Source organism: Gorillibacterium massiliense (genome assembly GCF_000455485.1).
GTDB lineage: Bacteria > Bacillota > Bacilli > Paenibacillales > NBRC-103111 > Gorillibacterium > Gorillibacterium massiliense.
In genome coordinates this window covers 35,274-61,895 of the sequence record NZ_CBQR020000025.1, presented here as the reverse complement: position 1 = coordinate 61,895, position 26,622 = coordinate 35,274, and the positions used below count along the sequence as shown (strand labels likewise).

General features: G+C 48.9%; 24 protein-coding genes. 6 read left to right on the top strand and 18 right to left on the bottom strand.

Annotated features, from left to right (window positions below; all coding sequences use genetic code 11):
• Positions 1 to 5 precede the first annotated feature (5 nt).
• From TJ79_RS02940 to TJ79_RS02910, 7 genes are all read right to left on the bottom strand, one after another.
• Positions 6 to 617 carry an alpha/beta hydrolase gene (locus TJ79_RS02940; RefSeq protein WP_040948791.1) on the bottom strand — a complete coding sequence of 204 codons (612 nt, stop codon included), beginning with the start codon at positions 615 to 617 and terminating at the stop codon, positions 6 to 8.
• The gene (locus TJ79_RS02935) at positions 614 to 1,564 is read right to left on the bottom strand and encodes a ring-cleaving dioxygenase (protein WP_040948790.1); all 951 of its coding nucleotides are present in this window, start codon (positions 1,562 to 1,564) and stop codon (positions 614 to 616) included. Before TJ79_RS02935 ends, TJ79_RS02940 begins: the two co-directional genes overlap by 4 nt.
• 132 nt (positions 1,565 to 1,696) lie before the next feature.
• Positions 1,697 to 2,146, bottom strand: coding sequence for a MarR family winged helix-turn-helix transcriptional regulator (locus tag TJ79_RS02930; RefSeq protein ID WP_040948789.1), 450 nt, complete (start codon positions 2,144 to 2,146; stop codon positions 1,697 to 1,699).
• A gap of 87 nt (positions 2,147 to 2,233) precedes the next feature.
• Complete coding sequence (locus TJ79_RS02925) at positions 2,234 to 2,572, bottom strand: hypothetical protein (RefSeq protein ID WP_040948788.1); 339 nt, start codon at positions 2,570 to 2,572, stop codon at positions 2,234 to 2,236.
• 119 nt (positions 2,573 to 2,691) lie between these two features.
• Positions 2,692 to 3,657, bottom strand: coding sequence for a TIGR03943 family putative permease subunit (locus TJ79_RS02920; RefSeq protein WP_040948787.1), 966 nt, complete (start codon positions 3,655 to 3,657; stop codon positions 2,692 to 2,694).
• A complete protein-coding gene (locus TJ79_RS02915) occupies positions 3,654 to 4,571 on the bottom strand; it encodes a permease (RefSeq protein ID WP_272944731.1) in 918 nt (305 codons plus the stop codon). The genes TJ79_RS02920 and TJ79_RS02915 overlap by 4 nt, the downstream gene beginning before the upstream one ends.
• A 95-nt stretch (positions 4,572 to 4,666) precedes the next feature.
• Positions 4,667 to 6,889 (bottom strand): heavy metal translocating P-type ATPase, encoded by a 2,223-nt coding sequence (locus TJ79_RS02910; protein ID WP_040948786.1) that lies wholly within the window; start codon positions 6,887 to 6,889, stop codon positions 4,667 to 4,669.
• A 174-nt stretch (positions 6,890 to 7,063) separates the two neighbouring features.
• Between TJ79_RS02910 and TJ79_RS02905 the strand changes: the two genes are divergently transcribed.
• On the top strand, positions 7,064 to 7,432 hold the full coding sequence (locus TJ79_RS02905; protein WP_040948785.1) for an ArsR/SmtB family transcription factor: 369 nt from the start codon (positions 7,064 to 7,066) through the stop codon (positions 7,430 to 7,432).
• Positions 7,433 to 7,483: 51 nt separating this feature from the next.
• On the opposite strand, the gene TJ79_RS02900 is transcribed toward TJ79_RS02905, so the two are convergent.
• Positions 7,484 to 9,364, bottom strand: coding sequence for an LTA synthase family protein (locus TJ79_RS02900; RefSeq protein ID WP_040948820.1), 1,881 nt, complete (start codon positions 9,362 to 9,364; stop codon positions 7,484 to 7,486).
• A 299-nt stretch (positions 9,365 to 9,663) separates the two neighbouring features.
• Between TJ79_RS02900 and TJ79_RS02895 the strand changes: the two genes are divergently transcribed.
• Both TJ79_RS02895 and TJ79_RS02890 read left to right on the top strand, forming a co-directional pair.
• Entirely contained in the window at positions 9,664 to 10,272 is a 609-nt protein-coding gene (locus tag TJ79_RS02895) for a superoxide dismutase (protein WP_040948784.1), read from the top strand.
• A 131-nt stretch (positions 10,273 to 10,403) separates the two neighbouring features.
• Entirely contained in the window at positions 10,404 to 11,036 is a 633-nt protein-coding gene (locus tag TJ79_RS02890) for a helix-turn-helix transcriptional regulator (protein WP_337588922.1), read from the top strand.
• Positions 11,037 to 11,097: 61 nt separating this feature from the next.
• On the opposite strand, the gene TJ79_RS02885 is transcribed toward TJ79_RS02890, so the two are convergent.
• On the bottom strand, positions 11,098 to 11,808 hold the full coding sequence (locus TJ79_RS02885) for a DsbA family oxidoreductase (protein WP_040948783.1): 711 nt from the start codon (positions 11,806 to 11,808) through the stop codon (positions 11,098 to 11,100).
• Positions 11,809 to 11,970: 162 nt separating this feature from the next.
• On the opposite strand from TJ79_RS02885, the gene TJ79_RS02880 reads away from it, so the two are divergent.
• Positions 11,971 to 12,423: a Fur family transcriptional regulator gene (locus TJ79_RS02880; protein WP_040948782.1), complete on the top strand. Its 453-nt coding sequence runs from the start codon at positions 11,971 to 11,973 to the stop codon at positions 12,421 to 12,423.
• 73 nt (positions 12,424 to 12,496) lie between these two features.
• Here the strand turns inward: TJ79_RS02880 and TJ79_RS02875 are convergent, their stop codons facing one another.
• Entirely contained in the window at positions 12,497 to 16,840 is a 4,344-nt protein-coding gene (locus TJ79_RS02875) for a PA14 domain-containing protein (RefSeq protein WP_040948781.1), read from the bottom strand.
• A gap of 183 nt (positions 16,841 to 17,023) precedes the next feature.
• Positions 17,024 to 18,337, bottom strand: a complete 1,314-nt coding sequence (locus TJ79_RS02870; protein WP_040948818.1) for a hemolysin family protein — start codon at positions 18,335 to 18,337, stop codon at positions 17,024 to 17,026.
• Positions 18,338 to 18,567: 230 nt separating this feature from the next.
• Here TJ79_RS02870 and TJ79_RS02865 point away from each other — a divergent pair, with 230 nt between their 5' ends.
• Positions 18,568 to 19,647: an AI-2E family transporter gene (locus TJ79_RS02865; protein ID WP_040948780.1), complete on the top strand. Its 1,080-nt coding sequence runs from the start codon at positions 18,568 to 18,570 to the stop codon at positions 19,645 to 19,647.
• A 28-nt stretch (positions 19,648 to 19,675) separates the two neighbouring features.
• Here TJ79_RS02865 and TJ79_RS02860 read toward each other — a convergent pair whose 3' ends face one another.
• Positions 19,676 to 20,425 carry a hypothetical protein gene (locus tag TJ79_RS02860; RefSeq protein ID WP_040948779.1) on the bottom strand — a complete coding sequence of 250 codons (750 nt, stop codon included), beginning with the start codon at positions 20,423 to 20,425 and terminating at the stop codon, positions 19,676 to 19,678.
• Between the two features lie 175 nt (positions 20,426 to 20,600).
• Between TJ79_RS02860 and TJ79_RS02855 the strand changes: the two genes are divergently transcribed.
• Positions 20,601 to 21,374, top strand: a complete 774-nt coding sequence (locus tag TJ79_RS02855; protein WP_040948778.1) for a metallophosphoesterase — start codon at positions 20,601 to 20,603, stop codon at positions 21,372 to 21,374.
• 216 nt (positions 21,375 to 21,590) lie between these two features.
• On the opposite strand, the gene TJ79_RS02850 is transcribed toward TJ79_RS02855, so the two are convergent.
• From TJ79_RS02850 to TJ79_RS02825, 6 genes are all read right to left on the bottom strand, one after another.
• A complete protein-coding gene (locus TJ79_RS02850; protein ID WP_040948777.1) occupies positions 21,591 to 22,580 on the bottom strand; it encodes a Gfo/Idh/MocA family protein in 990 nt (329 codons plus the stop codon).
• A 38-nt stretch (positions 22,581 to 22,618) separates the two neighbouring features.
• Entirely contained in the window at positions 22,619 to 23,350 is a 732-nt protein-coding gene (locus TJ79_RS02845; protein ID WP_155987748.1) for a hypothetical protein, read from the bottom strand.
• A gap of 192 nt (positions 23,351 to 23,542) precedes the next feature.
• On the bottom strand, positions 23,543 to 24,256 hold the full coding sequence (locus tag TJ79_RS02840; protein WP_238322749.1) for a DsbA family protein: 714 nt from the start codon (positions 24,254 to 24,256) through the stop codon (positions 23,543 to 23,545).
• Between the two features lie 96 nt (positions 24,257 to 24,352).
• Positions 24,353 to 24,952: a TVP38/TMEM64 family protein gene (locus tag TJ79_RS02835; protein ID WP_040948775.1), complete on the bottom strand. Its 600-nt coding sequence runs from the start codon at positions 24,950 to 24,952 to the stop codon at positions 24,353 to 24,355.
• 126 nt (positions 24,953 to 25,078) lie between these two features.
• Positions 25,079 to 25,483, bottom strand: a complete 405-nt coding sequence (locus TJ79_RS02830; RefSeq protein ID WP_272944730.1) for an AbrB/MazE/SpoVT family DNA-binding domain-containing protein — start codon at positions 25,481 to 25,483, stop codon at positions 25,079 to 25,081.
• 232 nt (positions 25,484 to 25,715) lie between these two features.
• Positions 25,716 to 26,396: a C40 family peptidase gene (locus TJ79_RS02825; RefSeq protein WP_052339194.1), complete on the bottom strand. Its 681-nt coding sequence runs from the start codon at positions 26,394 to 26,396 to the stop codon at positions 25,716 to 25,718.
• Between the last annotated feature and the right edge of the window lie 226 nt (positions 26,397 to 26,622).

Below are 26,622 nucleotides of genomic sequence, written 5' to 3'. Positions count from 1 at the left end.
AACCTTTAGTCGATATACGTGAGTTTAAACCAATCAACCGCTGCCTCAAGTTCTGAAGAAGTCAATTGGTGGCCAAACCGCTCCCAATGAATATCAACATCGGCTCCCGCATCTGATAACAAACCGGCAAGCTCATTCGTTTCTTCCGCCGGACAGATCGGATCATTGGTACCCGCTCCAATAAACACCTTCAACCCGGTCAAATCTGGCAGTTGAATCCCCCGGCGGGGAACCATGGGGTGATGCAGCAGCGCGCCCCTCAATACTCCAGGATGGTGAAAAAGCAAGCTGCCTGCCATATTGGCGCCGTTGGAATAACCGATGGCGATCAGGTTTTCACGATCGAAGCCGTATTGCACCGCCGCATCATCCAAAAAATCCTTGATCTCCTCGGTGCGAAATACCAGATCAACTTCGTCGAACACTCCCTCCTCTAACCTTCTGAAAAAACGGGGCATGCCATTTTCCAATACGTTCCCTCTCAGGGAGAGCACAGAGGAGCCTGGAGAGACCATCCTGGCGATGGGCAGCAGATCCGTTTCCGTTCCACCTGTTCCGTGAAAGAGTACCAATACTGGCGCCGACAGGTCGCTGCCCTGTTTAAAAATATGCTTCACAACCGTCCCCCCTTCACTTCCCGCACCTCAATGGGCAGCAGGTTCGCCTCAATTTGCGCACGCTGGGGTTCGTACCATGCCGGCAGCATCAATTTCTCTCCCAATGCATCAGCTGCTTCGTCTCTTGCGAATCCTGGAGGGTCTGTGGCGATTTCAAACAAGATGCCGCCGGGTTCCCGGAAATATACCGCGTTAAAGTATTGCCGATCGATAATCGTTGTGGGTTGATACCCCTCTTCCGAGACGAACGACTGCCACTGTGCGTGCTCTTGGAAATCTTTTGCCCGCCAAGCAATGTGATGAACCGTCCCTGCTCCGCCTCCGCCCCATGGCAAAGCGGCCAACCTGAGGTCGATACGATTGCCGATATCCCCATCCGTCAAAAAGCGAAGGTAACCCCCGTCTTCCTCTGTCTTCTTCATCCCAAGCACATGCTCCAGTACATGGGCCGTTTTTTCCGGATTCACGCTGTATAAAACCGCGCCGCCAAAGCCTTTTATCGCTTTGTCCAGAGGGATGCCGCCGAAGCTCCAGCCGCTGTTTGCCCCTTCCGCCCGAGCCACAAGCTCCAGCTGCAACCCTTCATTGTCGCGGAACTGCAGATAGGTTTCGCCGAAACGTTCGCTCTTATCGACAAGAATGGAAAAGGACTCCAGCCGGTTTTCCCAATACTCAAGAGCTCCCTCCGGCACGACATACGTTGTTGTTCCCACTTGGCCGCCGCCGATCCTTCCTTTGCGCGATTCCGGCCATGGGAAGAAGGTGATAATGGTGCCGGGACTCCCGGCTTCATTGCCGAAATAAAGGTGATACACTTCTGGCGCATCAAAATTTATCGTTTTCTTCACCAGCCGTAAGCCTAAGACGCCGGCATAGAAGTCTACATTTTCCTGGGGATTGCGGGCAAAAGCAGTAATATGGTGGATTCCCGATGTTTGCAGTGTCATTTGAATTCTCTCCTTTTTTAAGTTCATTTAGTTTTCCTCATATTTTAAAAATGAACAAATCGCAAAATGACTTGCCTAACTACTATCTTTATTTTAAATGTCTTAATATTAAGATATTGGCCGGAAGAAAATCTATTGAGCCGCGGCTCCCTTGCCCAATTTCTTAAGCCCCTCAATTAAGGCTGTCTTCTCCTCATCCGCCAAAGCCCCCATTGATGCATGAATGACTTCCGCATGCTGGGGAAAAACCCGGTCAAACCAAACTCTACCTTCAGAGGTGATCTCCGCATAAATAACCCGACGGTCGTCTTCGCAAGGGACTCGTTTCAGATAACCCTTCTTCTCCAGCTTGTCGATGTTGTAGGTTACACTGCCGCTTGTTACCAGAACCTTTTCTCCGATCTGCTGCAAGGGGATTCTGCCTTTGTTATACAACACTTCCAGCATGGTAAACTCGGAGGGTGACAAGCCGTGTCGCTTCATATCCTTGACTGCCCGGTCCATAATGGTTTTATACGCTTTGGACAGCACGACCAACAAATGCAAGGAAAGCTCTTCGCCTTGTTCCCGATTATCTGTCATCTCCTTCACCTCCTCGTCAACTGTTTTAAAATCAATTATCTTAAATTTAAAATAATACACAGAGGAGGATTTGTCAACTCCCCTTCTTTAATGATTTTGGATCAGGGGTGTTCTGACAACCGCAACCCCATCAGTTCGTGATTCCATGGAATACAAATCCATAGGACCGTCCGAGTTATATATAACGAGACATGGCGCACATTCAGCTCCGATCAGGTCTTCAAAATGACTTGACAGCATGTTGCACAACCATAAGGCAAGGCAACCCTGCCGGGCTCCTTCGTCTTTCGTTATCAGGCTTGAAATTAGTTCGAGATAATCAGCAGGCAGCGTTGATTTCAATTCCTTGTGAATCCACTCAGCATCCTTTCCGCTAAAAGGTTTTGAAAAGTCTACATTTTCCAGCCATTTTGACAGTTCAGCCATGTGCAATAATCGCTCCTATTTCCCCTCGGTCAAATGTCATACTGGTATTGTAATCCATTTTAGCAAATTATGCCTTAACATTTTTTAGCTATTGTGGAACGATTGATCCATTTTTGTCGTTACTGGCGGTCAACGTAGGGGTCTTCCGGTGTCTCAATCCGGTTCCAATCTTTCACTTCGAGCACAGGAATCGTCTGCTTGAAAGGCTGATACATCTCCCAGGTCAGCTTGCCGGAGACGTGAATCCATTGATCGTTTTCCAGGTTGAGATTGGCCGGGAAATCCACAAGCATGCCGAAGACACCCGAGTCTGCAACACAATGGATAAATCCGAAGCGGAAAATAAAATAATGGTTTCCGTCCACCTGCTCGCCCTTGTATGCAAAGCCGTCGAATCCGATAGTCTTGTCCATGAATTCTCCAGGGAAGTTATAGATGACTTCCATCCCTTTTAAATAATCCTTGTCATTCAATTGGATATTATCCCGGTCGATAAACTCCGCCAGCTCCTTTTTTTGAACCTTGGAATAATTCTCTTTTCCGTAAAAAACACTGGTATCCGGCTTGAGAAACTGATGGTTTCCGGGATCCTCCGTACCGACAAACGTCGGAAATGAAAAGCCCTTGGCTTTGACAAAGCTGGAATCGAGGGTTTGCACCGGAAAGAAAAGCCCGGTCGCAACGGGTACCAGCAGGATCACGTATACGATCACTCGTTGCCAGCGCTTTTCATTGCCATGGGAGTGGTCATGACCAAAATGGTCATGATCTTCGTGACCGGCGTGATCATGGGAATGCCCATGGTGGTCATGGTCATGGTGGTGTTCGTGGCCATGCTCGTGCGAATGTTTGTGATCATGCTCATGGGCGAGGCTCATCTCCTGCCGCATTTTTTTCGCTTTTTCCAGCGCCACTTCCTTGCGGTATGCTTTCATGAATTCCACCAAGCAAAGAATGGATAAGAACACGATGGCGATGACCGTCAAATACGAGTATTTAGTGTTGATGTACTTATTCAAATTACCGCTTGTCTGCAAATAGGAAAACAGCAGCACATAGCCCGTCAAAATCATGAAGCGGATCATCCGAACAACCTCCCGACAATGGAAGCTCCGAGCAGCGTGAAGATGGTAACCAGCGCGATGAGCAAGGCAACGAACTTGCCGCGGAATGTCCCCAGTAGCATCAATGTATTTTTAATATCGATCATCGGACCAAAGACGAGAAAAGCCGACAGCGCCCCAGTTGTGAACGTGCTGCGGAAGGAAGAAGCGATAAACGCGTCAGCCTCCGAGCACAGGGACATGGTAAAAGCAAGCACAATCATGACCAGCGAAGCAGTGAGCGGGCTTCCGCCCAGCTTCAGTAAAGTAGCGGTTGGAATGAATGTCTGCATGGATGCAGCTATGAAAGCACCTATAACCAGATATTTCCCTACAGAAAAGAACTCCTCTACAGCATGGCTTAAGACACCGCTGATTTGAGATGCAACAGAGCGTCTGAGTTGCGGTTGAGGCATCGTCTCCGCTGTTGCAGCAGCTTCCAACCGGGCCGTACTCTCCTGAACCCGAAAGGGTGGCTCGGGATAAACAAAACTCAGCACCAACGCCGTACAAAAGGCGACGCCGATGGACATGAATGAGCGAATGCCGACCATCCGCCAATCGTTGCCGAAAGCGATATACGTAGCAAAAAGGACGATGGGATTAATGATCGGACCTGTAAGCATAAAGGCGATCCCTGCGTGTAGGGGAACTCCCTTGTTCAGCAGCCTGCGGGTAATCGGAACAATGCCGCACTCGCAAGAGGGGAATAAGACACCAACGCTGCAGCCCAACACCGTCGCGGCGACACGGTTTTTAGGCATAATGCGGGCGATCCATCGCTCCGTAATAAACATTTGGATGACGCCGGCGATCACTACGCCAACCAAAACAAATGGGATGGCCTCCATGACCATACTGAGAAAAATAGTGTTCAACTGCAGAAACGTCTTCACACGACCGGCCTCCGAGATTCGAGAGTAGGAAAACAGAAACAAAAAATGTCCAATCCGCAAAAGACTGGACATTTATATGATATTAGTCTATCACCCTACTCATTCCTGCGCAATATACGCATGGCATTCAAAACCGCCAAAACGGTGACGCCTACGTCAGAGAAAACAGCCTCCCACATGGTCGCAAAGCCAAGAGCCGAAAGGAGCAAGAAAAATCCTTTGACGCCGAGAGCAAAGATAATATTTTGCCAGACAATCCGCCGTGTTCTTTTGGCAATTTGAATTGCTGTAGGCAAACGTGACGGCTCATCGGTCATGATGACAATATCTGCCGCCTCGATTGCGGCGTCTGAGCCGAGGCCACCCATTGCTATGCCGATATCCGCCCGGGCAAGCACCGGGGTATCGTTAATCCCGTCACCGACAAAAGCGATTTTTTCCTTCCGGGATTTTTTTCGATCCCATTCTTCAATCCGCTCCACTTTCCCCTCCGGAAGCAGTTCCGCATGAACCTCATCCATTCCAAGCTCAGCGCCTACTGCGTTCCCGACTTTTGCAGCATCTCCAGTAAGCATGATGGTTTTCTTGATTCCCAACCTTTTCAGCTTACGGATCGCTTCCACTGAGTCTTCCTTGATTTCATCTGAGATATCAATCGATCCGGCGAAGGTGCCATCGACGGCAAGGTAGACAACGGTTCCTACCGCTTCTGACTCAACACAGTGGATTCCCTCCCGCTGCATCAAACGGCTGTTGCCTGCCAGCACCTTTTTCCCTTCGAATGAAACCTGAATGCCGTAACCGAATTGTTCATCGTAATCGGTCAAGTCTCCGACTTTCCACTCCCCGTTATACGCTGCGCGAATGGATTCGGCGATCGGATGGCTGGAGTGAAACTCAGCATGGGCAGCGTATCGCATCAAATCTTCTCTTGTGAAATCACTTGCCGGGTGAACGGCGGTCACCCGAAACGTTCCCTTGGTCAAGGTGCCCGTTTTATCGAATACGACATATTTGACATCGTTCAAGGCTTCCAAATAGTTACTGCCTTTTACCAGGATCCCGGCTCTCGATGCGGCGCCAATGCCTCCGAAAAAACCTAAAGGTATGGAGATCACCAATGCGCATGGGCAAGAAATAACCAGAAAAGTTAGCGCCCGGTATACCCAATCGGAAAAGGCAGCATCCGGTACGACGAGAGGCGGGATGACGGCCAAAAGAACAGCAGCGATGACGACGGAAGGCGTATAATAGCGAGCGAATCGGGTGATGAAATTTTCGGTTTGCGCTTTTTTGCTGCTGGCGTTTTGCACTAGATCGAGAATCTTGGCGACGGTCGATTCACCAAAGGGTTTCGACACTTGCACCGTCAACAGCCCGTTTTTATTTACAAAGCCGCCAAGCACTTCTCCTCCTGCCTCCACTTCTCGGGGCATCGACTCGCCGGTCAAGGCGGACGTATCCACCTGCGAAGATCCGCTCAAAACGATGCCATCCAGCGGCACCTTCTCCCCAGGCTTCACAAGAATGACGTCCCCCACTTGTACAGCTTCCGGCGATACCTTTTTCGTTTCGTCGCCGATTTTCAAGTTAGCGTAATCCGGCCGTATATTGAGAAGAGATTTGATCGAACGCCGGGAACGGTTTACCGCCATATCCTGGAACATCTCGCCGACTTGATAAAACAACATTACGGCTACCGCTTCCGGATACTGGCCTACGGCCAAAGCGCCTACGGTTGCGACGACCATGAGGAAATTCTCGTCAAAAATTTGGCCATGCCTTATATTTTTTGCTGCCCGGAGCAAAATGTCTCCGCCTGCAAACAGGTAGGCTATCACGAAAATCCCCAGCTCTATCCATAGAGAAAATCCTGCAAACATAGCGGCAGCCGTAAGTCCTGTAGAGGCAACCAACCGGATCAGATTAACCCGAAGCCCTCCACCCTCGCCTCCATGTTCGTGGCTGTGTCCTTGTTGCCCATGGTCATGCTCTTGGGAGTGCTCGTGCTCGTGGTGATCCGAATGATGGCTACCCGCTTCCCCCGGTTCAGAGTGGCTGCTTCTCGCACCTCGCGGAATGATCTCTTCCACGCGAATATGGGATTCCAATGCCTTCACTTTTTTCTTCGCTTCCGAAAAGACGGCATCCGCCGTTGGATCCTCCGTTTTCACCATTAATGTTTTCGTCATGAAGTTGACCGAACATTCGGAAACACCGGGAATCTTTTTTACTCCTTGCTCAATCTTCATAGCGCAATTGGCGCAATCGAGCCCTTCGAGGAGATATTCTTTTTTTACGGATTGGGGAACGCTCATAAACCTTCACCTCGCGATGATTCAATTCAATATATGAACAGTTACTCATATGTTCTTACAACTCCATTATATTCAACAGCTCGCCCTTTCGTCAATCATTGGAAGCGAAACATTCCGCTTTTTGAGCAGTTTGGGTATAATGGAAGTAGTTTCTTAATTCAGGCGGTGATGAATATGCGGCCGATTCAGGCTACAGAAGAGTGCGATTCCACTTGTTCCGGCTCAGAAGCGAATTTAAGCTTAATCAAATCCGGCATGATCGCAGATAAAGCAGCAGAACAAATGGCGGACTGGTTCAAGGCTTTCAGCGATCCTACACGGATCCGCATCGTCGATGTCTTGCTGCGCAATGAGCTGTGTGTTCATGATATTACGGTACTCTTGGATATGGGACAGTCCGCAGTTTCCCATCAATTGCGGTTTTTGCGCAACATGCGGATCGTCAAAAGGCGCAAACAAGGGAAGACCGTATATTATTCCCTGGATGACGCCCATATCGAGCAAATTTTCCTGCAAACGCTACAGCATATTGGGCACGAGTAAAAAGAGCCGGCTCCCTGGTTGAAGGGTGCCGGCTCTTTTGGTCTTTTAGGGTTATTTAGATGTGGTTTTATCAGGAAGCTGCTTGACATAGCTGTCCGACAGGTTCAACAACTTCAGCATCCGGTTGTACTCATCCTCGTTGGCCGGGTTCAGGGTACCGGTATCAGATGAGGATGCATGCAGCGGATAGTGGGAGCCGTCAGAAAAGTCGATTCCCGGCAAGAACAATTCCGTATCCGACAGGAAGGATCCAGATGGCAGGAAGTGACGCATCGGCAGCAGGTTGGTGCTTTGATTCAGCAGGTCTTCGCCGAAATGAATTTGATTGTCCAGGGATGCGCCGACCAGGTTTGCAACCGTCGGGAGAATATCGATTTGCCCGCCCGTTTGCTCAAGCTCCGCTGGATAAGTAACCCCAGGTATGTGCAGCACCAGCGGAATGTTGAACATATCCGTGTAGCCGTATTCGTGTCCCAGCATCTCATCCATCAATTGTTTTTCGTTTTTGTCTAAGGAGTAGAGCGGCAAGCCTTGATGATCGCCGTAAAGCAATACGATGCTGTCATCCCAAAGACCGGAGGATTTCAAATCGTCGATGAATTTTCCCAAGGCATAATCCGAATAGTTCTGCGCTTTGATATAATTGCCGACCAGCGTGTTGTCAAACTCCTTCGGCAGCTCAATCCGGACTTTGCTGTCCGGGATATGGAACGGGTGGTGAGAGCTCATGGAAATGACTTGAGCGTAGAATGGACGATCCTCTTGATCCATTTTCACCAATTCTGGAAGAGTCTTGGTATACAGCACTTCGTCAGACGCACCGAAAGCAATATGATCTTCATCACCGAAGAAAGTTTGGTCATAGAATTTATCCCAACCGACGGCTGTATACAACTCGGATCGGTTCCAGAACTCAACAGCATTGGTATGGAAAGTGGCCGTAGTATAACCGTTTGCACTCATCAGCTTGGGCAAGCTGGGCAGTGCCTTTTCCACGGTGTGATCCGTTGCAGCTTCGTGCTTCGGAACATACAGTGATGTGTTCACCACATATTCCGCATCGGAAGTGGTGCCTTGGCCGACCATCGTGTAGAAACGGTTATAATGGAAGTTCTCGGCCGCCAGTTTATTCATATTCGGAGTGATGACTTGGCCATTAACGGTCAAGCCAATCAGGAAGTTCTGCATCGATTCCATCTGAATAATGATGACATTCTTCCCTTTTGCCGCGCCGAAATACTTCGGATTCTCAACCTTTTGAACACCCTTCAGATTATTGATGGCGTCCTGGGTGATATCCTTCATTTCTACGACCGGATCATCGCCTTTGCTGTCGCTGAAGATGGTGTAGGCTTCATAATTCAGAATCCCCATCTCTTCGGCTTTCTTATTCTCGTTCATGCTGGCACGGTTCGGCAGCACGTTGAACAAGCAAAGAACGATGGAAAGGACAAACAGGAATGTAACAACAGATTTGCGCAGCGGCTTAACCTGCAGAAGACGGTGATCTTTTTTAATCCGCGCCCAAACCAGTATGGCAGCGAAGATGATGATATCGACAAAGATAAGCAAATAGTAGGGGTCAAGGAGTGAATAGGTGCTTTCTCCTACCTTCGTTACTTTATCGGCTTGGCTTAAGGCATGATAGGTAACGATGATGCCGTAGTATTTGTAATACATAAGTACCGTAAAATAAAGCAGAGTAAACAGCAAGTTTACGATATTGTAGTAAAGCAGCTTCCGTTTCCGCGCAAACCACTCAATCAAGCAGAAAACGATCCACAAGAACGGAATCTCCGTCACCAAAGTCATGTAGGAAGCTCCGTTGTCAAACACGACAAACCAAGCCAATGCTCCCTTTAACAGCAAAATAACTGTGAACAGGAAGAACCACTTGCTCACAATTCTTTTGAGGATTGACACCCCACTCATCCCTTTCCGATCTCTATCCATCTCTATAAACCTTCTCTCCGCACGTCACGCACCTCATCTATAACAACGATAATCAGAGTATGCATATTATGGAAATTCGGCTAAGGTTCCTCGCTTATTTTAACAAATCGCTCGCAAAATGGATAGGTAAAAAATTGGTATAGCCAAAAAGACAAATGACAAATAGAAGAAAAAAATATTTCATACTTTTTATACATATATGTTGAATATGTTGGCAAAGTAGGTTAGAATAGTACCAAGATAACCCAATCCAATACATATTCAGGAGGTCTTCAATAATGTCCCATCAACTTCCAGCATTGCCTTATGAAAAGAACGCTTTGGAACCGCATATCGACGCGCTGACCATGGAAATTCACCATGACCGTCACCACGCCACTTACGTGAACAACCTGAATGCCGCTTTGGAAAACGCGCCAGAATTGCAAGGCAAAAGCGTTGAAGCGCTCATCGCCGACTTGAACAGCGTGCCGGAAGGCATCCGTACCGCAGTCCGCAACAACGGAGGCGGCCACGCCAACCACAGCCTGTTCTGGGAAGTCATCGGCCCGAACGGCGGCGGCGAGCCTACCGGTGCTTTGGCATCTGCCATTGACAGCGAACTGGGCGGCTTAGCCAAGTTCAAAGAAGATTTCGCCAAGGCCGCAACGACCCGTTTTGGCAGCGGCTGGGCATGGCTCTCCGTAAAAGACGGCAAGCTCTCCGTTACCAGCACGCCTAACCAGGACAGCCCGCTTATGGAAGGCGCTACGCCGATCCTCGGTCTGGACGTTTGGGAGCATGCTTACTACCTGAAGTACCAAAACAAACGCCCCGATTACATCGCCGCATTCTGGAGTGTTGTAAATTGGGATGAAGTAGGCAAACGCTACGAAGCAGCGAAATAATCTCTCACGCCCACGGGAAGCGGCAGCGGGATGATCTATCCCCTGCCGCTTCTTTAAATTAGCGCAAATGATCCTGCTGCCAAGGGCTGCGATTCAGGGTCCCATTCGGTGAACATTGAGGTGATAGTGATATGATGAAGGAATCAGATGAACTCTCCACTCGCTATATTGTCCTTACACTGATCAAAACCAAGGGGCCGCTTAGCGCCAGCGACATCACCAAGCAGATTGGCATAACCAATATGGCTGTACGGCGGCATTTACAATCGTTGGAGAAGGACGGACTTATCGACTCTGAGCGGATGCATCAAGCGATGGGACGGCCGACAGCCGTTTACCGTTCAACGGAAGTGGCGGAAAATCTTTTTCCGAAAAATTATCATACCCTCACACTCGATCTGCTGAAGGAGCTTGTCCAGGAAACCGGTGAAGAGATGATCGATCGGTTGTTCGAGCGGCGAAAAACCAGCCTGTACCATAAATATGAAGAGATTCGTCAAGAGGAGCTTTTAGAACAGAGGGTTGCCAAACTTACGGGTATCCAAAATGACAACGGCTATATGGCGAATTGGGACAAAACCGCTGAAGGCTTCACCATGACGGAAATCAACTGCCCCATCTCGCAAATCGCCAATCATTATGAACAGGCGTGCCGCTGCGAGCTGCAGCTGTTTGAATCCCTTCTCGATGCCGAGGTAAACCGCAGCGAATGTTTGGCCAAAGGAGGCCGCAGCTGCGTCTATCACATTCGCCCGAAAACATAAATCGCGACTCCAACGTCATCAACGCTTGAGCCGCGATTTTTTATATCCGGATTGTAAGACCCTACTCTTCCGGAAGCTTGCAGGCCTCATCCGTGCAAATACCTCCGGACGTTTCCTCATGGACAAGGACGAGCGGGTTTTCATCCTCCCAGGCCTTGTTCAAGGCGTTGAGAAACACCTCGCTGGATTGGGCGCCTGATACTGCATATTTGCGGTTAAACACATAGAACGGAACGCCGCGAATGCCCAGCGTTTCCCCTTCCTTTTCCTCCGCTCGAACATTGTCCCCATAACGTCCTTCTGCGAGAGCGGCTGCCGCTTCCTCCCCATTCAAGCCGATTTCCTTCGCAAGATCGGCTAAGTAACCACGGTCGCCGATGTTGCCGGAATCCGTAAAGACCGATTGGAACAATCGCTCGGACATCGCCTGCTCTTTGCCGTGAACGGCAGCAAAATGGGTTAGCCGATGAGCGTCAAAGGAATTTGTCGGGATATAGGTCTCAAAACGAAAATCGAGGCCGACTGTTTTTGCTTGCAAGGCCAACTGATCATTGTTTGCTTTCGCCTGTTCCAGGGTTATGCCATATTTCTGAGCGAGCAACTGCTCCATGTTTTGGTTGGTTTCTACCGGCGCATCAGGATTCAATTCGAAGCTGCGGAAAATCAGCTGGACTTTATCGCGATGAGGAAATTGCTCCAGCGCCTGTTCCAGCCTTCTTTTGCCGATATAGCAGAACGGACATAAATAATCAGACCATACTTCAATTTTCATGCGGATCCTCCTAGCGGTCGGGTTATCTTCCCTCATTATTGTCAGTTATCCATCCGGAAAAAGCAAACCAAAGAGGGCGCCAGCAGCTCAGCCTCCTTGACTTTCCCTTTCCATATGCGGCACAATTAAGACATAACAAGATGAAGGGATGCATTTTTGAGAATGGGAGAAACGCAAATCGTCAAAGATATGATTGCCGTCATGTCGAAAAACGGGCTTCGGATAACGGACCAGCGTCGTGCCCTGTCTCGTATATTTGCAGAGGCAGAGGGATACTTGTCTCCAAAAGATGTATACGAGCTGCTGCGCACCGAATATCCGGGAGTCAGCTTTGATACGGTGTACCGGAATCTCCGCATGCTGAGCGAAATGGGCGCCCTTGAGCAGTTTTACTTTCTCGATGGAGGTCTGAAGTTTACAGCTAACTGCACCACCCACCATCATCACCATCTCATCTGTGTGAACTGCGAGAAAACGTTAACTTTCGATTACTGCCCAATGGAGCAGCAGTTGAATCTTCCCGGCCGTTATAAAATCATCAACCATCGATTTGAAATATACGGCGTCTGTGAAGAATGCCAACAGGAGTCCCCGGATTCGCAAAACGAAGAATAAAGCCTGTAACTGTATAAACAAGCTTGTCATAAAAAAGAAACGGCCTGAGCCGTTTCTTTTTTCTTCTCCTGCGCTATTTGGAGTTCAGCAGAATCTGATAGGTTTTATAGCCATCCTTCTGAGCTATGTCTACGGAAAAGGAAATTTGCCCACCAGTTGCCTTATAGTTGACAGGCTGGCCGTTTACCGAAACTTTGGCGCCGCTGACTGACACGCCGCTAGGCAAAGTTACCGTGACGGTCCCTCCCTGTTTCCCGGCAATGCGGCCATCGATTCGTGTCGTTCCGGTCAGCTTTGCGCTCACTCCGAAATCTCCGCCACTCCTGGCAAGTCCAAACTGGCCGTAACGGATGCTCGTCCCCTCAAAGATAGCCAGTTCGCCCTGCTGGGCATAACCGATCTTGCCGTTAAATGCCGCAGGTCCGTCTCCGGAGGAAACATTTTGAGTCGTATCGGATTGGAAGACGTACTCCTTCCCGTTCACAATGGCGCCCCATGACGCGCTTTTGGTCTGAATCGCCTTAGGAGCGACGATATGGTGCTCATCCCCCGGACCATTCTTTATCGTATAAATATTCGGCATGGGCAGCTCATGAAAGAGCCAGGAACGGTCGATGCTTCCGGACTCGGAATTGCTCGTCCACTTCACGGAGAACGCCGCTTCCCTGCCGCTCTTATGGACATAGTCAACGCGCAAATCGTAATATTGATTCGCTTTTAGCGTAACCGGAGTGCTGGAATCTCCTGAAGAATCGGCAACCAGCTTGCCGTTTATCCATAATTTTGCGCTATCGTTCGAACTGATGCTGATATTGAACCGATAATCCTGCGAAGCCGGAGGCTTGAGCTTGCCTGTCATGCGCACCGAAAAAGGATCTGCCGAGGGGAGTTTGCCCTCCGTTATCACGGTCCAATACTGCTCAAGAGGAAACCGAGCTCGTTCCACCGTGGTCTGAGGTGAACCGGTAAAGTCAGTCGTTGAATACTTGTTGCTCAGCAAACCCGTCTCTCTGTTCGCCCAGTTGAATAGTGAATCTTTGCTGCCCTTTATATCGTCGTAAATGGATACATAGTCGTCACGCAGCATCATCACACCCCGGGAAAGATATCCGGTCTTCCGGGCATCAGAAGCATCGTCGGAATCGGCTCGATAGTATTGGGCGAAGTCAAAATCATACAATACGTTGCTCACTGTCGAACTATGAAGGCCGTAACCGCAGTTCGAACAGGCTTTACTGAGCGATAGATTGTTGATGTCAAGGTAATCGCCGTTCTCTTCTCCCCCGTTCCAGCTCCACGATTGGCCTTGGGAGGTGTAATAAAGATCCCCGTTTGAGTCAACCCCGCCCCAGCGATAATTATTTCCGTTGTTCAGCTGCTGCAGGTTCAGGTACGCTTCATGAGGCCCCCCTGCGTCATAACGCAAGATCGCCCAATAGTCTTTATAAAGCCGGGATTCCAGAACCGGTTCCTTTCCTTCTTTCCCACCGGTCAAAGTCCATAAAATGCCATCGGCCAGCTTCGGATCGCTTTTCTTCATCAATTTTGCCGTACCGTAATAGATGTTGTACCACCGACCGCCCGGCATAAGCAGTTCTTTCCAGGAATGCGCCCCTTGAGGAGGAACCATGCTTTGGCCGTCCTCGGCATCTGGCATCATGGCGTACAAGTTCCATTCCAGCCAATCCTGCGCGCTGGGGCTGTTGTAAATATCCGTACCGTCAAATTGTTTCAGACTGTAGCCTGCATTATACGCGCTCTCCATGCTGGCGTAATTGTAAGTCGAAATATTTTCAAAGAAACGGCCGCCATAAGCATTCACACCTGTGTTCGCTTTTCGTACGTATTTGTCCAGAAACTCGCTCCACATGGCAAGGAAAGCATTCTTCCAGCGCACAGCATCGGGATGCTTATCGAAAACAGCGGGAAAAAGACCGAGCCCCTGCTTATACCCGATTTCAAAATTCGGCTGTCCGCCCAGCATACTGGTATGGGGAATGGCATTGTCGTCTTCCATCAAGTATGCGGTAAAAACGAGAAGCGCCCGTGCGCGCTTGCGATCCTGCTCTGCCCAAAGGGCTCGGCTGTTGGCATAAGATTCCGCGGCAGATTCCTGATACCAGCCGAAATGATTGCCTCCTAAATCACTGGAATAATCCCAATACCGGTCCGCCAGCAGTTGATAGCGATCCAGATGCTCGCCAATCCACTCTCGGTAAGACAACTGGACATCGGCAAATTGGGAGCCGGGAATGTGCAACCCCTTGCTCAAATCTTCCGGAAAATCAAAAACCATATCTTTATACCGGTTCAGACTGAAGTCATTCAGCTTCTCAGCCAGTCGCACCTCAGGACCGCCGCCGAAGCCTCGAATGTTTTTTTCAAAATAGCCGGAGAGCGTCGATTGCACGGTGTAACTACGGGGCTGAACCGCATTGCTCCCGCTGGCGACTGCCGGATCTTTTGGCAGCTCGGCTATCACGACTTCACTGCGGGGGATGACGCCCAGCGCCCAATGGCGCTCCGTTCCAGCCAGCTGAAGCTGCATATATTTGTCGGTGGCCGTTTGATAAAAATAGAGATTTTCCGGCTTGTCCACGCCCATCCAAACATATCGAGAACTCGTCTTCCAATCCTTCAAAGAACGGACTGAGAACAAGACGGCGTTCTTTCCGCTGTCTTTCCAGAAGACGGTAGCTTTATCCAAGCCCCCTGAATTTGGATTATAGATTCCTAATTGGTAGGGGAGCTGCCCTGAGTCGTTGACGTTAGCTCCATAGCCTCCGCTTAAATTGCCGGAGCTTGCCGCCGCGTTGGCATAGCCTCCGTTCTGCATGACAAGACGTCCGTCAGGGTTGATTCCATTTAGGTATGAGAAGGAAAAGAATAGTTTGTCCTTTGTGGAAATGCCGTTCATCTGCTCATCCACCAAAATGTGCTCTTCATTATGCTCTACCGTCAGATTCATCTCGTACTTGCGCCCACCGGCTAGACTGTATGCGACGCTGTACGTGATAAACAGCGGTCCCTGCTCCAGAACTTTTCCGGTGACGGAGGTAACGGTGACGTCTGATGAGGCGGAGAGACGTCCCTTCCCCAAGAGGGAGCCGCCCTCTCGGCCCAAGGCAAGAATTGGAGCATTTGCACTGGCGAAGGATACCCCGCGACTGTAGGTCTTTGTGCCATAGGTCACAAGCACTTGCTGTTCATTAGCGGCGATGACCGCCGTACCGTTCTTATTGTCTTTGATCTTCACAAGCTGCTGAAACGCAGGCTTATAAGAGGCGTCCGCTTGGACGGCAAACACTTTGCTTGCAAATTTACGCAGGTCTGTGCGAAAACTGATGACGGCACTGACCAGATAGCCGTCTTTCTCCTTGACCTGGCTCAGCTGATAGACTAAGGGAGTCTCGCTCCCGAATTGGGTAAGCTTAAGATGTTCTTTCTTTACTTTTCCTGACGGTGGAGTGATTGGGTAGCTAATCAGCTCCTCGGGAAAATCGTAGATGCCCATATCGTCTTGAATCGTCCAGGACTTGCTCCAGACCTTACCGGCAAAAGTGAATAACTTCGTATACCCGTTATTGTTTTCATTCGTCTCGCCGATCATCCCGTTCCCGTCTGCCTTGGCGGTTATAGGCAAAGTATACGCCGCTGCGCGCCATGTTCCCTCGGCTTTGATAGTCGCCGATTCACCAGGTCTTAGTACACCCGAATAAGGGGTGGATTGCGCCAACTGAGTACCCCCGTAAGAGAAAATAACCCGCTGCCCGCTGCCCGCAAGAACAGCCGTTTTGCCTTGGTTGGTTACTTTTGCCATAAACCGGACAGCATCTCCGGCCACTGGCTTGGCAGGTTCCGTCGAAATGTCGGTGACCACTAAATCTGGAGCCGACGGGTCGGAATAGATCTCGATTTCCGAAAATTTCGGCGTATTATACTTGGCTTGCGTTACCGAGATTTTTACGTAGCGGACATTGGCAGAGGGAAAGGAGATTGTCTTCTGGTTGTCCGCATTAGAAAAGGAATAAAATGCCGACTGAACTAGCGTTGAAAAGTGGGAATTATCCGTGCTGCCTTCCACCGAAAACGTCATCTCGTACCCGTCATTGGGCAGCGTAAGAGTTGCTTTGTTGATTTTACACGTCGTTCCTAAATCAATGACTGCTGTAGCCGGAATGGAGCTTGCTTCCCAACGCGATGCTAATGAAGGGTCTCCATCGGTTAGTTTTCCGCCGTCATACCCCGTTTTGTTGCTGGAAACCGTAACGGGCTTGCCTAAAGCAACATTCGTACTGACAGATGAGGAAGCAGCCGATGTCGCCGCATGAACTTCAAGAGATACCGGCGGGGCAACAGCAGAGAGCGATACGGCTAACAAGAGGCAAAGAACGAGCGTCTGCATTCGTTTCCACATTGCGATAACCTCCTCGTTGTGCAGGTGATGGGATCTCACATCATTTCCCTCAACTGGTAGATTCAGAGTTTCACGGACCCACTCCAGTTTACCCGTTTTCTTCCAGATGGACAAATGAGAAACCCCTTTCGCGAAAAAAAAAGACGCCATGCTCAGCGCATGGGCGTCTCATTCCTATCTTGATCAACTTGCATCTTCCACCAAATCAGATGGCTCGACTTCGCGTACACGTATACGGTGAATACGCAGTTGCTCGACTTCGATGATTTCAAATTGAATGTGGCCGTAAACAATCGTCTGACCCACTTGCGGCTGTTCAGCCAATTGGTCGAAAATCCAACCGCCGATGGTGTCGATCTCATCTTCTTCAATATCGATGGCGAACATCTCGTTGACCTTCTCCAGTAAAAGCCGGCCGTCGACGATATAATGGTCTCCCACCTGTTCAAAGTCAGGCTCCTCGACCTTCAATTCGTCCTGAATGTCGCCAAAGATTTCTTCAACCAAATCTTCCATGGTGATAATACCCGCTGTACCGCCAAATTCGTCGGCAACGACGACCATCTGCACCTTGGAGCGCTGCATAACCCGCAGCACTTGGCTGACCTCCATCGATTCCGGTACATAAGGAATGTCCTTTTTCAAGCTAATGAGGTCTGTTGCGTCCCGATCCTGGCGAAGCGCGGCCTGATACAGTTCCCTTGCCATCACGTAACCGATGATATAATCCTTATCTTCGGTAGCGAGCGGAAAGCGGGAGTGGCCGCTTGTCGCGATGATTTCTAAATTTTCCTCAAAGGTATTGTCGGTATATAGACAGCTCATCATCGTTCGCGGAATCATCACTTCTCTCGCTAGCCTGTCGGAGAAGTCGAATACGTTTTCCACCAACTGCAGTTCATTTTCATTTATAAAACCGCTCTTCTGGCTTTCCTTCATCAGAATGCGGATTTCTTCTTCCGTATGGCCGGAATCCTGCTCGTTCGCAGGCTGTATCCTAAATAGCTTCAAAAACAAATTCGCGAGGCCGTTCAGTACCCAAATCGCCGGATATGCGGTACGATAGAAGAACATAAGCGGTCCGCTGAGCCAGAGTGCCGTCCCTTCCGCCTTGGCAATGGCGATTGACTTCGGTGCCAGCTCTCCAAGTACGATATGCAGCACGGTGATCACGATAAAAGCGACAGCCAGTGAAATCGGGTGCACCAGCGCTTCGGAAGCGTTCAGCTTTTGCAGAAGCGGCTCCACGATCATATGCGCAATGGCGGGTTCGCCCACCCAGCCGAGTCCAAGAGAAGCAAGGGTAATGCCCAATTGACATGCAGATAAATAGGCATCCAGATTCTCGGTTACATGCTGGGCCAGCTTGGCTCGTTTATTCCCTTCGTTCACAAGCTGTGTAATGCGAGTTCCTCTTATTTTCACAAGAGCAAACTCCGCCGCTACGAAAACGGCATTAAATAATACCAATAATACAATTCCAAGAATACTCCACATAAGGCCTAGACCATCGTCCAAACGTTTCTCCGCCCCCGTATAACGGGTTTGGATATTCACCCCCAATTTTAGTAACGACTCTATTATTATATCGTTACCTATTAGGTTCAGTCAAAATCGGTTAATTACACATAGGAATGATTAGCAGCCGATAAAGGGTAAAGAATAGGAATAATCGAAATATAGCGCATGGTAACTTCACTATAGTGCGGAATAGAGAGGGATATCCAATGGAAAACCGTTTTTTGCTGAACTCGCTGAAAATAATCGCCGTACTGCTGATCATCCTTTTGCTGTCCAAAATCAGCTTTGTGTTCAATCCGCTCATATCCGTCTTTAACATCCTGGTCATGCCGTTTATGATTGCCGGTTTCTTTTATTATATCTTGCGGCCGATTGTCCGCTATCTCGTTAAAAGAAAGATGAACAAAAGTCTTGCCATCCTGCTCATTTACTTTGTTCTGACCGGCGTCATCACCGTTCTTGCCATTGGGGTATGGCCCAAGCTGTTGAACCAGCTTCAGAACCTGGTGAATAACCTCCCAACGCTGGTGGATCAATTCCGCAACCAGATCGAGGGGCTTCAAGATAACAAGCTGCTCTCTTATTTCGGCACTAACGAAACCGAGCTTTCCACCCGCCTCTCGGGATACCTGGGCAACGGAATTACAGCGGTAACCAATTATTTATCCCGCTCCCTCTCCGTGGTCACCAATTTTATTTTCGTGATGTCTACCGTCCCTTTCATTCTCTATTATTTTCTAAAAGAAGGAGACAAGCTTTCCACCAAAATCGCCCACATTACCCCGCGAAAATATCGCAAGGACAGCCTGGAGGTGCTGGGTGAGATCGATACCGCGCTGAGCGGATATATCGTTGGCCGCGTCATCATCACGAGCCTCCTAGCCCTCATGATGTATATCGGCTTTTTACTGATCCATCTGCCATACGCCCTGCTGCTCGCTGCCTTGTCTTTGTTTTTCAACCTGATTCCGTACATTGGGCAATTTATTGGAGCCGTCCCCTGTTTGATCGTCGGCTTTATCGATTCGCCCACCAAAGCGCTGTGGGTGCTGATTGTCATCCTGATCGCCCAGCAAATTGAAGGGAACCTGCTCGCGCCCAACATCTACGGCAGAAGACTGGACATCCACCCACTGACGACCATCGTTTTAATCTTGAGTGCCGGTGACGTGTTAGGGGTGATCGGTATCTTGGCTGCCATTCCCATCTATATGACCGCAAAAGTTATCGTTGTGCGCATATATCGATTGTTTCTATCGGAAAAAGTGGAAGAGTTCGTCGATTAGCAACTTCGTCGATCAGCTTCGGCTTCCATCAGGAAGCCAGATTGCGCATACATTCCGCAACCCATTCGGCATCCATTTTCTTCAAGCGGGATTTGCTCAAGTTTTCTTTCACCAGCCAGCGTATATCCGGGTCTGAGGACGTCAGCCAATGAAAGAACAGCTCTTTGCCCGGCACCGGACATGCGGCAATGGCAACGCTCCAGCCATAACCGAGGGTTTGCCGCAGAACACGCAACTCTTCCGTTCGCCTGTTCCCTTCATCCACCAAAGACGAGGTAATGGCGTCCAGAAGCCGCACTGTCCGTTCCGCTGCGGAACGATCCTTTAATAGCGCCGGTTCGCATAAAGCAGCGACGACTGCCCGGCGCTCCAGCAAACTCCCTGTCGCCCAATCATTCATCTCTGTTAGCATTCCATGGATATCCGACTTTCCGTATAACTGAAGGGCCATACTCACTCCTTCGCGAACCCGCCAGCGTTCATCCTTGGCAAAAGCCCGGAGCCTTTTCAAATAGGAACGATCATCTTGAGCTGCCAGCTTGCCCAATCCTACTATTCCGCACATCAACACGAAAACATCCGGTGAATTTCCGTCAGGATGATTCTCCTCATAGCCGAGGAACCCAAGAAAACGTTCTTCATCCCCTTCTTCTGCTGCAGCGTACATCAGCTCCAAGTTCGCCCGTGGACCAGGTAAACCCGATTGCTGCCGCAAAAATTCATCCCATTCCACCAGTTCGTTCAGCTTGTTCTTGTATTCTTCCCGTTTCGCTGCCATGAACGACCTTCCCCCTCCTGCATTTGCATTTCCTGAATGGTTTTGTAAAATTATACCATCAAGACAAGTGCACTGCCTATGAGGTTTGTCCTCGGCGGTTTAATGGAAACGTGCCAACAAGCCTGCTATATTGGAAAAATCATCTTTTTAAGCGGAAACAGGAACGGAGGCGATTATGTCCATCTTCATCTATTTGGCAGCTTTCAGCGCCTTGATCATCCTGTTTTATCTGCTGTTTGTGTTCCCTACAATCTGGCTTAAGATCGAGCGAACTCATATCGGCACAGGAATTGGCGTAAAAATCTTACAAATCAGCGATATCCATATAGAACGAAACCGCATCAAAAGCAGGGTCATCCGCCATTACCTGCAGCAGGAAAAACCGGACATAATTTGCCTGACAGGCGACTTTACAAGGCGAGACGGAAGTTTGCTCCGGCTAATTCCCTTTCTGGAAGCAGTGCGGGACAGCGGCATCCCCGCCTATGCGGTGTTGGGCAACCACGACTACCGGTTACGGCGGCTGCAGTCCCTTTTAACCGTTTTGGAAAAGTACGGGATCGTCGTACTGCGGAACGAATCCGTTTCTTTCGATGCATTCACCTTGGTGGGGATCGACGACTATTGCAGTAAGCATCATGACTTGGCGGCTTCTTTCCGAGGCGCTCGGGGGGATAAACCTGTAATTGTTATGACCCATGATCCTAATGTCGCCTTGGAGATTAAGCAACGATTTCACTTCCTTTTGGCCGGCCATCTTCACGGGAAACAGTTCAATATTCCTTACTATTTTCGGCTTTTTCCAAAAGGCGCCCTCCCCTCCCGCGGCATTTACAAAGGGTTGCATCAACTGGAGAACGGGCCGATCTATATCTCCAAAGGAATCGGACAGACTTCACTCAACTTGCGTTTTCTTGTCCGTTCCGAAATTGCTGTACATGAATTGTAAAATCCGTTAACCCTTCTATCATCCAGCAGCTGTACGGTTTCGGCGGCGGTGGAGACCCTGGAGGCTTTGGCTGACAGCAGCAAGCAAATCAGCCCCAGAGCAATAGCTCGGAGGCTGCGTCAGCCGGCATCGCGCTTGCAGCGCTTCTACTGGCATGTCTAATCTTGACATTTAATAAACGCAAGAGACTGTAACTCGTTGCACTCGTCCGCTTGCTTAAAGCTCGATGCGTTTACCAGTCTTTGCAGACTGAAGGCTTGCCTCCAGCAACCGCATATTGGAAATCGCATCGTCATTCGCAACGATCGGCGCTTTCTCCCCAGTGACAGCCCGGGCAAAATCATCCGCCTGTAGCGCATAGCGGTTCAACTTCCCACTGATCTCTTCCCGGCGCTCACCTTGAACCGTCACCACCAGGGTGGACAGCCCTTCATCATTACGGAAGGGATGCAGCACATCGATACTGCCTGTGGAGCCGACGATCTCCATAAACTGCCGATTCGCAGTCCACATGCCGCAATCAAAAGTCAAGGCGACTCCGTCGGGAAACTCCACCAGACCGGATGCCATCATATCCACGTCGCCGTGACCTTGCGAAAACTGACCTACAACGGTGGATGCCACCGGCTCCTTGCCGGTGATCCATCTGCCTGCGCTAAGAGGATAGCAGCCGACATCATAAATCGCTCCGCCACCCCAGTCGGAACGGTAACGGATGTTGGCTGCGTCTTTATCGTTATTGTAGGAAAAAGCACCGCGAATCGCTCTTAACTGGCCGATCTCGCCGCTTGCAACGATCTCGCGGATGCGGCTCATATGCGGATGATGACGGTACATGAATGCTTCCGCCAGATGAACGCCGGCTGATCTACAGGCCTCCACCATCTTTTCCGCTTCCATCGCTGTCAAAGCCAGCGGTTTCTCACAGAGAACATGCTTACCTGCCACAGCGGCCTTCAGCGTCCACTCCAGATGAAGATGGTTCGGCAAAGGAATGTAAACGGCATCGATCCCATCGTCCGCAAGGAGCTCCTCGTAACTGCCGTAAGCTTTTTCGATTCCGAAAGTGTCCGCGGCCTCCTTCGCTTTCGCCCTATCACGGCTCGCTATTGCGGCCAATTCCCCCGTCTCTGATTGCCGGATACCCGGCATCACTTGGCTGATGGCAATATTCGCTGTACTCATGATTCCCCATCGCAATTTCATCCTGTTGTCTCCTTCTTTACAGTTCCATCCATTTGTTATTACTTCCAGCCGTAGCGAATTTCCTTCACGATATCCTGTTCAAAAATAAATTCTGTCACATCTCCCTCTTGGAATTCCGCTATACCCAAAAATGTCTTCCAGGATGTGGCATCCGGTTGACCAAGACGTCCGTATGCTTTCTGCACATCTTCACGGGTAGAACCGACATGAATGCCCCGCATCGTACTGTAGCGCGGAGAATTCAACACCAGCCGCTGGAGTCCGACCTCGCCCCATGTAATCGTCATACCGTCATAGCTCTCCGTAAGTTCAGCGATCTTCCCTTTTTTCATATTATCCTCTAATTTCTCTTTCAGCTTATTAAAAATCGGGTTCAAATTCACAATGCCCGATGTTTCAAATAGCTTATTTCCAAGAAACGGAAGTCCTCTCACGATAATGGAGTCACCGTATTCCGCCGTATCGTATAGATCGCGAATCATATCCTTCGAAAAAAAGGTTTGATCCTCGTATTTCAGAATAAATGAACCGGAAGGAGCAAGCTGATAGCCTCCGTCGACGAGAATCCATTTCCCCGCCGGCACCCGAACAGCCGTCACTTGCTCGCCTCCATCGGTTGGCTGAGGCGTATTCTCTCCAACAGGTGAAGTCACGACAGCGGAGGGAGAGGGCGAGGCGACTGGAGTGGAGGTTAGCGTACCATTTGCTGCTACTGCTTCTTTCTCTTTCTGCCCGGTTGGCTTATGCTCCCCGACATATTTTCCAGACATAAACGAAAGAGCGCAAACAAGCAAAACGCCAAACCAAATTGCAAATCGAATTGTTCGCTTCATAAAACAACCCGCCCTTGATCAGGATATCCGATTAAGATTCTCTATGCTGCTCCAATCTCCTGCTTTTTCGGACGCATAAGAAAAACCAGTATATCCCATGGAATATACTGGTTCACGTCAACCCGCTAACTATTTTGCCAGTTCCTGCTCAATAGCCGCTTTAATCGCGTTATAATCGAAGGCGTTCGGCAAGAGCTTGCCGTTAACCATAAGCTGCGGGGTACCGTTGACGCCAAGATGCCCGGCTATTTTATAATCCAGCTTTACATCGTACCCATATGTGTTATTCTTGAGGTCTTTTTCAAACTGATTGTAGTCGATTCCCGATATGTTCTTCTTCACAAAATTCAAAATGAACTTTTGAGTGGCCCAAATCTCCTTCTCGTCGCCTTGATTGGCAAAGAGCTTCGTATAATATTCCCAGAACTTGTCGTTGTTTTGCTTGGCGATGGCTTCCCCGGCACTGGCTGCGAGGATCGAATCCCGGTCAATAAAAGCATAGTTCATGAAGTAAAGCTGTACTTTGCCGGTATCGATGAAATCCTTCTGAAATTTATCCATGAATTGCTCTTCCCATTTTTTGCACATCGGACATTTGAAATCGGCGAATTCAACGACTTTAACCTTCGCGGCGGCATCCCCTTTATGAGGCTGCTTATCATAGTCGATATCCAATTTAGTGAAATCGCCTTTTATTTGCGTATAATTAGGCAATCCTTTCAACTCACTGGAATGCTGCAGCTTCACGATTACAGCAAACGCCAGAAAGACAATAATAATCCCCGTTATAATAATCGGCATTGTGTAATCCTTTTTTTTCCCGACTGTTTTTCTTTCCGTCACACTGTATTCCCCTTTATCGTTTATTTTCCATCGCTAACACTATTCTTCATCTCACGGTATTTTCCTCTGTGCCGCCAATACTGTTTTATTATGGAATTATGAACTTTGTTTCCGGGAGACGACATGCTGCCTAATAAAGAAGATCGCGATGAGAATCATTAGAAAAATCGCATATAAAACAATGAAGACCGTGATGTTGACATCCGTCTGAACCACAGACAAACTAAGGATTCCGAAGAGCAAAATACTAGACAAGTTGCCCAGGATATTCGACCATATGTAAGGAACCAGCTTGATATTCGAAATGGCAGACATAAACGAGATCACATTATTAGGAACAATCGGCACTGTTCTCAAAAAAATAATCGCCCATACGCCATACTTATCGATATAATGCTGCCATTTTCCATATTTAGCCAAGCCTTTGGCGAATTTCCGGTTGATCCAATCGGCGAAAAAAAAGCGGCAGATGAAATACACGACGATGGACGCTACCGTTCCCGCCAACCAACTGGATAATAAGCCGGCTGTAACATTCATGACCGCAATGTGGATGAAAACTAGGGTGGCAAACGGGAATACACCGAACAAGCCTTGAATAATCGCTAGTGGAATCGTTAGCAATAGTACGGAAGGGCCGCTAAGATTAGCCGTAGTCAACAGCCAGTCAATCCATTCCTCAAATCGGTAAGACATCGCAAGACTCTCCATTCTGCTAATTGACTAAGCCCTATCCTACCATATCGTATCTTGCCATTTTCCGCAATTCGACAAGCTGAAAATAAAAAACCGCCTGGAAGGCGGTGGAAATAATCGGATGTTTTATCCGGTTTCAACAACGCGATCGGCGGATTCAGCAGCGCGGCTGTCCATCACTTTTTTGATCTGGCTAACTCTGCCTTGGGAAATCCCCAGCATTTGGGCCAGTTCCTTCTGGGTCGATCCAGGGTTGTTACGCATAGCCTCGCGGAGTGATGATTCCAGATCATCGCGTTTGTGTCTCTTCTTTAAGGGTAAGACAGCTTGGCTTCGGCAATCCTCGCAAATATAGAAGTTGCGAAACAGGATCAAGTGATCCGAACTACTGCAAAATAAGCAGGCGGTGGTTCGGTATTGCCGGAGGATGACACCTGTGTCACCGTAAAAAATCTCAATTGGCGTACCTTCGGAAATTGCCATGCTGTCCCGTAATTCTTTGGGCAATACAATTCTTCCTAAGGAATCCATTTCGCGGACGATACCGGTTCTGTGAAACATCAGTCATCACCGACCCAACAAATAAATTTCCTTCCTTAGTTTTCTATTATATCTCACAAAACTGGCATTGAATAGCAGATATGCGTTCTTATTAAAAAAATGATTAGAAAATAATTAATAAAGACTTGTGCTGATTAGGAGACCCGATAAACAGAAAAAACCCGCCCTCGTCATTGGACGAGAACGGGTATTTTGAATTTACTTATTGAATAACGCGGGTACCGGAAATGAATTTCGTCTTCCAGGATCCGCTCGTCAAATCACTAGTGATAACGTCGTACTTCGGACTCAAGTTATGGATGAATTTACCATCGCCGATATAAATGCCAACGTGGCCAATCTTTCCTTTCGTTGCAACGCTGAACATGACCAAATCACCGCGTTTCAGGTCGCTGATTTTGGTAATTTTTTTACCGTAGTTCGTTTGAGCGTTGGCACCCCAGCCGATATATTTGTTAATCGCTTGTCCATAAACATACTGAGTATAAGAAGAGCAGTCAAAAATCATATTTTTCGTATCGCGTACGCCCCATTTGTAGCTAACTTTAGGAGCGATGCTCTTCGCGTAGTTTACAACTTTGGAGGCTTTCTTTTCGGCAGCCGTCACGTTGTAGGTGCTGTAATTAGCGCCGGAGGACATATACCCTTTTTTACCGTCTGTGGTCTGAACATAGAGCCAACCGTCGTTTTCCAAATAAATCACGTGAACTTTCGTTCCCGGTTTCAGCATTTTGATAACTTTGGACGGCGACGAAGTACTAGGCGTTGTACGGAAATTTACATTCGCCTCGATTTTCGTTTCATAGGTGGTGGCCGCAAATACGGAGCTTGCTGTAGCCATGAACATGACACAAGCAACGAGTAGTGCAGTAAGCTTTTTCATTACGTCATCTCCTTTTCTGACACCAAGGTTATCAAATTCTCATAGACGATTGAAACCGGAAAATCCGGGAAAATCGCTTTCTTTTCCAAAAAGTGACAAACCCGATCCGTTTAGGAGCTGCTCTCAATTGCAAAAAAATAACCGCCTGAAAACCGGTGTGCGGTTGTTCAGGCGGTATGGGTATAAGCCAACGGGGACAAGGGTTCCCGCAAGCCATCGAAATTGA